This is a genomic window from Pseudomonas sp. Pseusp3, assembly GCF_047304225.1.
Lineage (GTDB): Bacteria > Pseudomonadota > Gammaproteobacteria > Pseudomonadales > Pseudomonadaceae > Aquipseudomonas > Aquipseudomonas fluorescens_CD.
Window position 1 is genome coordinate 1 of the sequence record NZ_JBGLYV010000144.1, and the last position, 11,465, is coordinate 11,465.

11 protein-coding genes and 1 pseudogene are annotated in these 11,465 nt (G+C 59.8%); 10 read left to right on the plus strand and 2 right to left on the minus strand.

Translation table 11 applies throughout. The features are described from left to right. Positions 1–77: 77 nt before the first annotated feature. Positions 78–647, minus strand: a complete 570-nt coding sequence (locus ACCD00_RS28350; RefSeq protein WP_413428548.1) for a YSC84-related protein — start codon at positions 645–647, stop codon at positions 78–80. 453 nt (positions 648–1,100) lie between these two features. On the opposite strand from ACCD00_RS28350, the gene ACCD00_RS28355 reads away from it, so the two are divergent. The 4 genes from ACCD00_RS28355 (at position 1,101) to ACCD00_RS28370 (ending at position 3,966) form a co-directional block, all read left to right on the plus strand. Further along, a complete protein-coding gene (locus ACCD00_RS28355; protein WP_413428549.1) occupies positions 1,101–1,310 on the plus strand; it encodes a hypothetical protein in 210 nt (69 codons plus the stop codon). Positions 1,311–1,383: 73 nt separating this feature from the next. After that, a complete protein-coding gene (locus tag ACCD00_RS28360) occupies positions 1,384–1,914 on the plus strand; it encodes a DUF3885 domain-containing protein (RefSeq protein ID WP_413428550.1) in 531 nt (176 codons plus the stop codon). A gap of 197 nt (positions 1,915–2,111) precedes the next feature. Next, on the plus strand, positions 2,112–3,602 hold the full coding sequence (locus tag ACCD00_RS28365; RefSeq protein WP_413428551.1) for an aldehyde dehydrogenase family protein: 1,491 nt from the start codon (positions 2,112–2,114) through the stop codon (positions 3,600–3,602). Between the two features lie 91 nt (positions 3,603–3,693). Then, positions 3,694–3,966 (plus strand): DUF4242 domain-containing protein, encoded by a 273-nt coding sequence (locus tag ACCD00_RS28370; protein ID WP_413428552.1) that lies wholly within the window; start codon positions 3,694–3,696, stop codon positions 3,964–3,966. 55 nt (positions 3,967–4,021) lie between these two features. Here the strand turns inward: ACCD00_RS28370 and ACCD00_RS28375 are convergent, their stop codons facing one another. Continuing rightward, positions 4,022–5,923, minus strand: a complete 1,902-nt coding sequence (locus tag ACCD00_RS28375; protein WP_413428553.1) for a sigma-54-dependent Fis family transcriptional regulator — start codon at positions 5,921–5,923, stop codon at positions 4,022–4,024. Between ACCD00_RS28375 and ACCD00_RS28380 the strand changes: the two genes are divergently transcribed. The 6 genes and pseudogenes from ACCD00_RS28380 to ACCD00_RS28405 all read left to right on the plus strand — a co-directional run. Beyond that, complete coding sequence (locus ACCD00_RS28380; protein WP_413428554.1) at positions 5,922–7,112, plus strand: transporter; 1,191 nt, start codon at positions 5,922–5,924, stop codon at positions 7,110–7,112. The two genes, ACCD00_RS28375 and ACCD00_RS28380, sit on opposite strands and share 2 nt — an antisense overlap. Positions 7,113–7,185: 73 nt before the next feature. Next, complete coding sequence (locus tag ACCD00_RS28385) at positions 7,186–9,273, plus strand: PQQ-dependent dehydrogenase, methanol/ethanol family (protein WP_413428557.1); 2,088 nt, start codon at positions 7,186–7,188, stop codon at positions 9,271–9,273. A 118-nt stretch (positions 9,274–9,391) separates the two neighbouring features. Then, entirely contained in the window at positions 9,392–9,463 is a 72-nt protein-coding gene (gene pqqA / locus ACCD00_RS28390; RefSeq protein ID WP_008365141.1) for a pyrroloquinoline quinone precursor peptide PqqA, read from the plus strand. Between the two features lie 127 nt (positions 9,464–9,590). After that, positions 9,591–10,502, plus strand: a complete 912-nt coding sequence (pqqB, locus tag ACCD00_RS28395) for a pyrroloquinoline quinone biosynthesis protein PqqB (protein WP_413428555.1) — start codon at positions 9,591–9,593, stop codon at positions 10,500–10,502. Positions 10,503–10,654: 152 nt separating this feature from the next. Continuing rightward, positions 10,655–11,407, plus strand: coding sequence for a pyrroloquinoline-quinone synthase PqqC (gene pqqC, locus ACCD00_RS28400; RefSeq protein ID WP_413428556.1), 753 nt, complete (start codon positions 10,655–10,657; stop codon positions 11,405–11,407). Beyond that, positions 11,404–11,465: pseudogene (locus ACCD00_RS28405) on the plus strand (coenzyme PQQ synthesis protein D); the annotation flags it as partial. The gene pqqC and the pseudogene ACCD00_RS28405, both read left to right, overlap by 4 nt.

Genomic DNA, 11,465 nt, shown 5'->3' on the forward strand with positions numbered 1-11,465 from the left:
GAATTGGCCCAGCCATCCCCGGCGTTCTGCCGAACCAACACCATCCCAAAAATCAGCTCGGTGCATAGCCGACGGTCTCAGCGACTGAGCTTGCTAATCTTTGAACCCTGCAATCCCACCCCAGCCATTAAGCCCTTTTGATCAAAGATGAACGCATAGATATCAGACTGAATCGTTGAAGTAGTCAGCGACTTGGCCATGCCTGCATCTTCGACCACGATGCTTGGACCCACGCCGACCTCAAACCCACTGCCAGTTTTCAGATCCTGCAACGCAGAATCACTCATGAAGAACATCACGTACCCAAACCTCTGCACGCCTGCCTGAAGGCCGTATGAGGCTGCTGTAGTCGAGTAGTACCCCGTGACTTTGCCGTTCTCGATCAATTCGCCTTCGCCATGGTGAGCGCCGGCGATGAACCCCGCTTTCACCACATCCGGGAAAACGAGGATACCCTTGGCTCGCTGCGCCAGGGCGCGGGATTTCGGTGTATTGGTGTACAAACTCTGTAACGCCGCTTTCGCTTCCTGGTCCATCGCAGCGTCCACAGCCTTTGTACCAGAGGCGGAAGTTGATTGATCCATTTGGCAGCCCGCAGTGATTGCGAGGATTGAAATCATTGCCATCATTCGAAGGTATTTGATCATGAGAAATACTCCGTTTCTGCACTTGCCGTTGAGGAGCCTGAGTGATCACAGTCGCTACGGATCAAAAACTGACGGAGCTGACCTTTATTGTGTCGCTACTCACAGACAATAGACTTTAATCCTGATACGTGATTGGTCAAATGCTATGCAGATGCATGTTCAAATCAGCTCAATAGCGGTGTTGCACTCAGTTCTTTCAACCGCCAGGCCTCCTTGCCTCGAAAGTCCGTCCAATCCAGGACAACCGAAATTTACCTTCCTCCGGCGTCCTGCCGACTGAACACAATCCATCTTTCGCAGTAGTGAACCATCAAAAAATCGCTGGTAGTCTCGCCGCCACGTTCGCTCGACATTAAGGGATGTAGGCGAAAATAGAAGCCCCGTGGCCGCGAACCTACGGGGCTTTGCTTTTACTGTCTGGAGCTATGCTGACCTCATACCCGAGGAACTGTTATGCCAAATTCTGACCTACTCCCTTCCCTGCTTTTCAAAATCAACGAAAACCAGCTTGCCCTTGAGGCTGCAACTCTTGATCTCTCCAACTGGGTCGAGCAACGCGAGTCAGCTGAGGTCGCCGAAAACGTGCGCTGCGCTCTGGAAGCAATTGACCGCAATGAAGAGTTCATCAAGATGACGCTCGCGCTGTTGATGGCGCCGGAGTGACTGCAATCGGTTGTGGATTCAACCGGTCGATGCGACACAACTAAATTCTGTGTGAGCAGAAGGAGTGTTGCAGATGAAGCAGAGACCTCTTTTCTATTCGTATCCAGGAGGGCTGCGCTTTGAACTTTCCGAAACCGGCTGGGTGATAGAGCAGTTCCTTTCGGCACTGCGAAAATCAACGAAGATTTGCAGCGATATCTTTGTTGGTGAAACGACACTTGTTGCTTGCCTACGCATTCACTCCGCAAGCAATCCATTTGCTCATCGTGCCGCGATTCACGCTCTTCGATCTGCTGGCATTGACATACCCACTGAACGGTCAGTCTGGAGCGAGGAAATAGATCCAGGTGAGTGGTACTGCGAAAATGAGCCGGAGCATTGGATCAACGTGGCATTTGAAGCGCCTGTGATCCCGCTTCAAGCAATTCTTTGGTGTGCATTGGCTAAAGACTTCGCCGTGATACAGCCTAAGCCCGGATGTGATTTCTATCTGTTCAATTTGAAAAAACGCATCATGGCTTTTCCATATGACGATAGGGGCATGGATGTGGTTGGCCCCAATACACGCCTGCTCTTACAGTTGTACCGCCATCATCATGCATAGACATGATCGTATCTGCATCCCTTGCGACTGCCCCTTTCTGAGACAGTTGTACGGGTTCGATACAACCCCTTCACGTCCGTAACTGCCTGGGTGTCTGCCGACAAGAGCCGAGCCCGGTTCCCACGACACTTCCCCATGGCTGGCACACCCGTTGCACCAGGGTCACGAACAAGACCCACAACAACGAGGCTTCACCCATGGACCATCTTCTGCTGCATCCCAAGACCGTCGAATTCCTTGCCAGGCAACCGCGCATGTTGATCGGCGCCGAATGGATGTTTGCTTCCAGCGGCGCGACCATGGCCGTGCGCAATCCGGCTACTGCCAACCTCTTGCTGGAAGTGCCATCCGCTGACCATGTCGATGTGGACCACGCCGTACAAGCCGCGCGCCGTGCCTTCGACGACTCCCCCTGGAGTCGCATGCGCCCGCGTGAGCGGCAAAACCTGCTGTGGCGTCTGGCCGAACTCATCGAACGCGATGCCCAGGTAATCGCCGAACTCGAATGCCTGAACAACGGCAAGAGCGTGCAGATGGCCCGCCTGGTGGACGTGCAATTGTCCATCGACTTCCTGCGCTACATGGCTGGCTGGGCGACCAAAATCTCGGGCAGTACTGTGGATCCGTCTCTGCCGCTGATGCCCGATTCTGACTTCCACGCCTTCATCCGTCGTGAGGCAGTAGGTGTGGTCGGCGCCATCGTTGCCTGGAACTTTCCCTTCATGCTGGCGTGCTGGAAACTTGGCCCGGCCTTGGCCACCGGTTGCAGCCTGGTACTCAAGCCGGCCGACGAGACACCGGTCAGTGCGCTCAAGCTGGCCGAACTGGTACTGGAGGCTGGTTATCCCGCCGGCGTGTTCAACGTGGTCACGGGAACCGGGCTCAATGCCGGTGCTGCCCTTACCCGCCACCCCGGCGTGGACAAGCTCACGTTCACCGGCTCCACCGAAGTGGGCAAGCAGATCGGCAAGACGGCCATGGACAACATGACCCGCGTTACCCTGGAACTGGGCGGCAAGTCCCCCACCATCGTCCTCGCCGATGCCGACCTGCAGCAGGCCGCCGCCGGCGCTGCCAACGCCATCTTCTTCAATCAGGGCCAGGTATGCTGCGCAGGTTCGCGCCTGTATGTGCAGCGCAAGCACTTCGACCGGGTGGTGGGTGACATCGTCGATGTCGCCAATGGCATGAAGCTCGGCAACGGCCTCGATCCGAGCGTGGACATGGGGCCGCTCATCTCCGCCAAACAGCAGGACCGGGTGCACCACTACATCGAGATGGGCCGCGAGTCGGGCGCCACCATCGCCTGCGGTGGCGAGAAATCTGGCCCCGGTTACTTCGTCAAACCCACGGTGATCGTCGACGTCGACCAGACACATCGCCTGGTCCAGGAGGAAATCTTCGGCCCGGTGCTGGTGGCAATGCCCTTCGACGATATCGACGAAGTCGTGCGGTTGGCCAACGACAACCCCTACGGCCTGGGGGCGAGCATCTGGTCTAACGACTTGGGGGCGGTACATCGCATGATCCCGCGCATCAAGTCGGGCTCGGTGTGGGTCAACTGCCACAGCGCCCTCGACCCGGTACTGCCCTTTGGCGGCCACAAGCTTTCCGGTGTCGGCCGCGAAATGGGTGCGGCGGCCATCGAGCATTACACCGAACTGAAAACCGTCATGATCAAACTTTGATTCCCCCTTTCAGGTCGGGGCCGTCTCACGCGGCCTCTGCCTGTTTTTTATTCCGGGCGGCTCGCCCTTCACTGCTTTCGAGGAAACCACCATGCCGAAATATGTCATCGAACGAGATATCCCTGGAGCCGGAAAGCTTTCGGCGCAAGAGCTCCAGGCGATCTCACAAAAATCGTGTGCCGTGCTTGGCACCCTGGGGACACAGATTCAATGGCTGCACAGTTATGTGACGCAGGACAAGATCTACTGCCTGTACATCGCGCCGAACGAGCAACAGGTTCGCGAGCACGCCGCGCAGGGCGGCTTCCCGGCCAACCGCGTGTCCGAAGTGGTTGAAATCATCGACCCGACCACCGCCGAATAAAGCGTCTGCGTGAACAAGGCTGTCGCCCCGCTGGAGCGCAGCCTTGCTCACAGCATCAACCTTCCTCCATGCCTTTGAGCTTGCGGTACAGCGTCGCCCGGCCGATACCCAGGCTGCGCGCTGCCGCCGAGAGATTTCCGCCGTTGGCTTCCACCGCCGCCTTGATGGCACGCAGTTCGGTGGCATGCAAGGTCGTCCGCTCCTGAGAATGCGGTGTGTCAGGATCCACTTCGGTCTGAACGGTACAGGTTTCCAGGACCTCATCCGGCAAGTGCTGCAAGCCAATTTCCCCTTCATTTTCCGCCAGAGCGGCTGCCAGACGCAGGGTTTGGTAAAGCTGTCGGATATTGCCTGGCCAGCGGTAGGCCAACAGCGCCTGCAGCGCCTGGTTGCTCAGTTGAACCGGCTGGTGTGCGGAGGTTTCAGCGCGCAGCAAATGGCCGATCAGTGCCTGAAGGTCACTGCGTTCGCGCAGGGCTGGCAGGGACACACGCAGGCCGTTGATGCGGTAGTAAAGATCCTCTCGAAAGCCCCGGTTGTCCGTGAGTTGTTTGAGGTCGCGGTGGGTGGCACAGATCAGCGCGCAATCGACCTTGATCAACTGGCTGCTGCCAAGACGGCTCAGGCTGCGCTCTTGCAAAACACGCAGCAGCCGCCCCTGAAGCTCCAGGGGCATGTCGCCGATCTCGTCGAGAAAAAGCGTGCCCTTGTGGGCGTCTTCGATCTTCCCGCTGGCGCCTCCCTTGCGGCTACCGGTAAAGGCACCTTCAACGTGGCCGAACAGCTCAGCCTCGATGAGGCTGGCCGGGATGGACGAGCAGTTGATCGCGACGAAGGCCTCGCCAGCACGGTTACTGCCTTCGTGCAACAGTCGGGCGAAGACCTCCTTGCCGGTGCCGGTTTCGCCGTTGACCAGCACCGGGATGTCGTGGGCGAAGGCCTTGCGTGCGCGGGTCAGGGCACCCTGCAAGGCAGGATCCTCCAGACAGGGCCTGGATTGCGGCGCTGGAGGCTGTTCGGCGACGATGGCCGGCAGGAACTTCGCAGGCTCGCGCCGCGCCGGTTTCTGGCCAGGCGTCATGGTGATGCAAGCGTGCAGCTCGCCGTTATGGTGGCTGCGCAGACGCAGCGGTGCGCTGAGGTCGTGACGGCGGTAGCAGGCGGAATGGATGAAGGGCATGTCGAACAGCTCGGAGAAATCCAGGCCGATCTGGATTTCTCCGAGCTTCAACAACTGACCGGCGATGCGGTTGGCGCACCGTAGCTTGCCGGCCGGGTCGAAAGCCAGCAGCCCCTCCATGGGCGTTCCAAGGATGTCCAGGCGGTGGTGCACATGCACCAGCAGCACCTCCCCAAGCTGGGCGAACATGCGGTTTTCTATGGCACGGGCGGCAAACACCAGGGACTCCAGGGTGTAGATCGAAGGTGCCCCCTGCTTACTGCTCGCATCCAGGACACCGACGATGCTGCCGTTCAGACCGAAGATCGGCGTGGCCAGGCAGGAAAACTGGCGTGCCTCTTCCAGATAGTGTTCCTCGCCGACGAAAAAAACCGAATCGCATTCGGTCAGCACGCAACTGGGCGCGGTAGTACCGACATTCTGCTCGGAAATCTGTGCGCCAACCCGGAAGACCTGGTTCAACTCACGATTCTCTGTGTTGCGTCGGCCCAGGCTGCTGATTACCACGCCTTCCAGATCAAGGCACGCCAGCACCCAGTCCTTGGGCGACAGGGCCGCGTGCAGTTGTTCCATTTCAGGAGTGGCACAACTCAACAACAGGCGATTGCTTTCGGCGATCTGCGAACTGCTGGCGACGACCGGCGCTTCGAAAAGCAGGTTGTCGCGATGACATATTCCGTAGTTCCGCGAACGCTGCCACGAGCGTTCGACAACTTGGGAATCGACGAATCGTTTGCGCGAAGGAGGCGTCTCAGAGGGGTGGCTGATTTTGCGCATGGCAGGCATCTCGCGGGCGGGTGTCTCGAACTGGGTCGACCTGACCCCAAGCCACTGTCTCAGTTTGAGTCAGCGATACAGCGGGACAACCCCCGCGCTTGCATCGATCACTTTTAATGTTATTCATATTATTGATTTATATGAAGTTTTTCACCAAACAGAAAAACTGGCACAGGCCCTGCTCAATGACATCACCAAGCCGGACATCCCCTCCGGCCTGGCGTTAATCATAAACAAAAACAATAAAGGTGATGTCATGAAAATGAGCACAGGGCCGGCTCGCGCCAACCCGGGCCGGTTATCGCGCGAGCTTCTTCAAGCGCATCTGTTGCACGCTTCGCTGTTTAGCCTGATGGCCGGTTTTTCCTGCGGCGCCCTGGCCCTGGATGTCGATGCCGGCGATTACACCGCGCTTCCCAAGGACACCAACCTGGGACTGCTTTATTACCAACATGCCGAACGCAATGCGCTCTATGCCGATGGCCACAAGGTGCCGATCCATGCCGGGCTGGATTCGGATATCGGTATCCTGCGTGGCGTGCATTTCATGCAGTTGGGCGATTACATCGTGGATCCACAGTTTCTCCTGCCATTCGGCAACCTGCGGGCCAGGGACGACCTGAAGGACCTGGGCAGCGACAGCGGCATCGGCGACCTGATCCTTGCCGCTACCGTCTGGCTGGTGAATGAACCCGAAAAACGCCGCTACTTCGGCATCACCCCTTTTCTCTTCGTGCCCACCGGCAGCTACGACAAACACAACGCGATCAACTTGGGCGAGAACCGCTGGAAGTTCACGTTGCAGAGCGGCTACATCACTGGGCTGACCGACAAGCTGACCCTCGATCTGGTGGGCGATGTAACGCTTTTCGGCCACAACAATGACTACGGCAGCGCAGGCGTTACCCAAAAGCAGGATCCGCTCTACCAGGGCCAGGCTTTTCTACGCTACAACTTTACCGAACGCTTCGATGTACGCGCCGGAGTATCGAAACTCTGGGGCGGCGAAAGCGAAATCGCCGGGCTGGACATGGACGACAAACCCGGCACCAGCAAATACACCGTGGGCACGTCCTACTTCGTCACGCCGAGCACCCAGCTGATGGTCAATTACGGCCAGGACATGTCTGTGGACAATGGCTTCAAAGAGGAAAGGCGAATCAATCTACGCCTCCTGCAACTGTTCTAGCTTTCACGCGTTCGCGCGCACAGCACGCAAAACGATCTACCTACAACAAGCACAATAGGACTCTTGCGTAATGATCAAGACGCAGTCAGCACCTCTGAAAATCGCCAGCCTTGCCCTGGTTCTGCTGGCCCCGATGGTCGGCGCCACCCCGGTCGATCAAGCCGCCATCGTCGCCAGCGAGAACGACGGCAGCCAGTGGCTCAGCCACGGTCGTACCTATGCCGAGCAGCGCTTCAGCCCGCTCAAGCAGATCACCGAACAAAACGCCGATCAATTGGGCCTGGCCTGGCATCTGGACCTCGATAACCACCGGGGCCTGGAAGCAACGCCGCTATTCTCGGACGGCGTGCTTTATGCGTCTCTGTCCTGGAGCCGCGCCATCGCCATCGACGTCAAGACCGGCAAGCAACTATGGTCCTTCGACCCGCAGATTGATCGCGGCAAAGCCCGCGATGCCTGCTGCGATGCAGTCAACCGCGGTGTCGCACTGTGGAACGGCAAAGTCTATATCGGCACCCTCGACGGCCGTCTTATCGCCCTTGACGCCAAGACCGGTCAGCAGGTGTGGAGCCAGCAGACAACCGACAACAGCCTGCCCTACACCATTACCGGTGCGCCACGGGTGGTCAAAGGCAAGGTGATCATTGGCAACGGCGGCGCCGAATATGGCGTACGCGGCTACTTTTCTGCCTACGACGCCGAAAGCGGAAAAATGGAATGGCGCTTCTACACTGTGCCGGGCGACCCAAACAAACCCTACGAGCACCCGGAGCTGGCCGAGGCAGCCAAGACCTGGACCGGTGACCAGTACTGGAAGTTTGGCGGTGGCGGCACCGTGTGGGACAGCATGGCCTACGATCCGCAACTCGACCTGCTCTACATCGGCACCGGCAACGGCGGCCCCTGGAACCGCAATATTCGCAGCCCGCGCGGCGGCGACAACCTCTACCTGTCATCGATCCTCGCCATCCACCCCGACAGCGGCCGACTGGCCTGGCATTATCAGGTCACCCCAGGGGACAGCTGGGACTTCACCGCCACCCAACAGCTGACCCTGGCGGAGCTGGACATTGCCGGCAAGCCACGCAAGGTCATCATGCAGGCGCCAAAGAACGGTTTCTTCTATGTTCTGGACCGCGAGACCGGCAAGCTGCTCTCCGCTGAAAAATTCGGCAAGGTGACCTGGGCCGAAAAAATCGACATGACGACCGGCAAGCCGGTAGAGGTCCCAGGTGCGCGTTACACCGACAAACCTGTCGTCATGTGGCCGAGCCCCTTCGGCGCACATGGATGGCATTCGATGTCGTTCAACCCGCAGACCGGCCTGGTGTACATCCCCTACCAGGAGATCCCGGGCGTCTACCGCAACGAAGGCAAGGACTTCGTAAGGCGCAAGGCATTCAACACCGGCGCCGGGTTCTCCGACACCACTGAAATTCCGCGTGAGGCTGTATCCGGTGCGCTGCTGGCCTGGGACCCGGTGAAGCAAAAAGAAGCCTGGCGCGTGCCCTATTCGCACTACTGGAACGGCGGCACCCTGAGCACCGCGGGCAATCTGGTCTTCCAGGGAACGGCAGACGGCAACCTCATCGCTTACTCTGCGGACAAAGGCAAGAAACTGTGGTCCTTCGGCGCCCAGACCGGCATCGTCGCGGCCCCCATCAGTTATCGTTTCGAAGGTGAGCAGTACATAGCCGTGATGGCGGGTTGGGGCGGTGTCGCGCCCCTGATCGGCGGTGATGCCGCTAATGCGCCGGGGATGGGCAACGTCAGTCGCCTGCTGGTGTTCAAACTCGGCGGCAAAGACTCACTGCCGCCATTGCCCGAAAAAGCGCAGGTCGTCAGCCGCATTCCGAAGCCGGTCGACGCATCCGCCACAGACCTCGCCGCGGGCCAGCAGATGTTCGGCACCTACTGCTCTGTCTGCCACGGCGTGGGCGCAGTCAGCGGCGGGTTGATTCCCGACCTGCGCAAGTCCGACGAGTCGCGGCGCAGCCTGTTCCAGCAGATCGTCCTTGATGGCGTGTTGAAGCCTTTGGGCATGCCTTCATTCAAAGACACGCTGGAGCCCGCCGATGTCGAGAAAATCAAGCAATACGTGATGAGCCGGGAGCACGCGGACTACCTCAAGGCACAACAGTCGGCCAAAGCCACGCCATGACCGCGCTTCGCTAACGCGATGACGGCGAGCCAGCCTGACCGGGCTCGCCGTCATGTCGAGCAAGGATGCGCAACAGCTTTTTGAGATGAACCATCCAACAATAGTGAGGAACTCGATCATGTGGACCAAACCTGCCTACACCGACCTGCGTATCGGCTTTGAAGTCACCATGTACTTCGCCAGCCGCTGACCCGCAAGCGTGGTGCTGTGCGCTGCTCCACTCCACAGGCATGGCACCGCATCAATTTGGCCCCGGTGCGCCGGGGCACTTTTTTTGCGCAGTCGCGCCCTGACGCGATTGTTTGTCGGAACAAATCATGTTTATCCAGATTCTAGGTTCCGCCGCCGGCGGCGGCTTCCCCCAGTGGAACTGCAACTGCGTGAACTGCGCAGGCTTTCGCGACGGCAGCCTGCGGGCCAGCGCGCGGACGCAATCGTCCATCGCGATTTCCGATGACGGCGTGAACTGGGTGCTGTGCAACACCTCCCCGGACATCCGCGCCCAACTCCAGGGCTTCGCCCCGATGCAGCCGGGCCGGGCCCTGCGCGATACCGGGATCGGCGCGATCATCCTGATGGACAGCCAGATCGACCACACCACCGGCCTGCTCATGCTGCGTGAAGGGTGCCCGCATCAGGTCTGGTGCACCGACATGGTCCACGAAGACCTGAGCAGCGGTTTTCCGCTGTTCACCATGCTGACGCACTGGAACGGCGGGCTGAACTGGAACCGCATCGAGCTCGATCAAAGCTTCACCATTCCCGCCTGCCCGAACCTGCGTTTCACCCCGCTGCCTCTGCGCAGCGCCGCGCCGCCGTACTCGCCGCACCGCTTCGACCCCCATCCGGGCGACAACATCGGCCTGATCGTCGAAGACCGGGGCACCGGCGGCAAGCTGTTCTATGCGCCGGGGCTGGGCAAGGTCGATGCGCCGCTGCTGGAGATCATGGCCGGCAGCGATTGCCTGTTGGTCGACGGCACCTTGTGGGATGACGATGAAATGCAGCGGCGTGGCGTCGGCACCCGCACCGGCCGGGAGATGGGCCATCTGGCGCAAAACGGCCCCGGCGGCATGCTCGAAGTGCTTGAACAACTGCCCGAACAGCGCAAGGTGCTTATCCACATCAACAACACCAACCCGATTCTCGACGAAGACTCGCCGCAGCGGGCGGAGCTGGAGCGGCGCAACGTTGAAGTGGCGTATGACGGCATGAGTATTGTGCTGTAGCGGATGGCCCCTTCGCGAGCAAGTCGGATCGCCGCACCGCCGCTCCCACATTGGGTCTATGGCGTACACAAAACCCTGTGGGAGCGGGCTTGCTCGCGAAGGCGTCCGCCCAGACACCAAAGAACCCACCGGATGTTCCCCGGAGAACCGCAATGATCGACACCCCGCTGTCCCCCGCCGAATTCGAAGCGGCCCTGCGCGCCAAGGGCGCCTATTACCACATCCATCACCCCTACCACGTGGCGATGTATGAAGGCCGGGCGAGCCGTGAGCAGATCCAGGGCTGGGTCGCCAACCGCTTCTACTATCAGGTGAACATTCCCCTGAAGGACGCGGCCATTCTGGCCAATTGCCCGGACCGCGAGATTCGCCGCGAGTGGATTCAGCGCCTGCTCGACCACGACGGTGCGCCCGGTGAGGACGGCGGCATCGAAGCCTGGCTGCGCCTGGGCCAGGCCGTGGGCCTCGACCCGGACCAGTTACGCTCCCAGGAGCTGGTGCTGCCCGGCGTGCGCTTCGCCGTGGACGCCTACGTCAACTTCGCGCGCCGCGCCCGTTGGCAGGAAGCCGCCAGCAGCTCGCTGACCGAACTGTTCGCCCCGCAAATCCACCAATCGCGCCTGGACAGCTGGCCCCAGCATTACCCGTGGATCGATCCGGCCGGCTACGAATATTTCCGTACGCGCCTGGGCCAGGCACGGCGGGATGTCGAGCACGGTCTGGCGATCACCCTGCAGCACTACACGACCCGGGAAGGCCAGGAGCGCATGCTGGAAATTCTCCAGTTCAAACTGGACATTCTTTGGAGCATGCTCGATGCCATGAGCATGGCCTACGAACTGAAACGCCCGCCGTATCACAGCGTGACCGGGGAACGGGTCTGGCACAAAGGAATCACCTTATGAGTTTCGATCGCAGCAAGACCCCGACCTGGCGCCCCGGCTACCGCTTCCAGTACGAGCC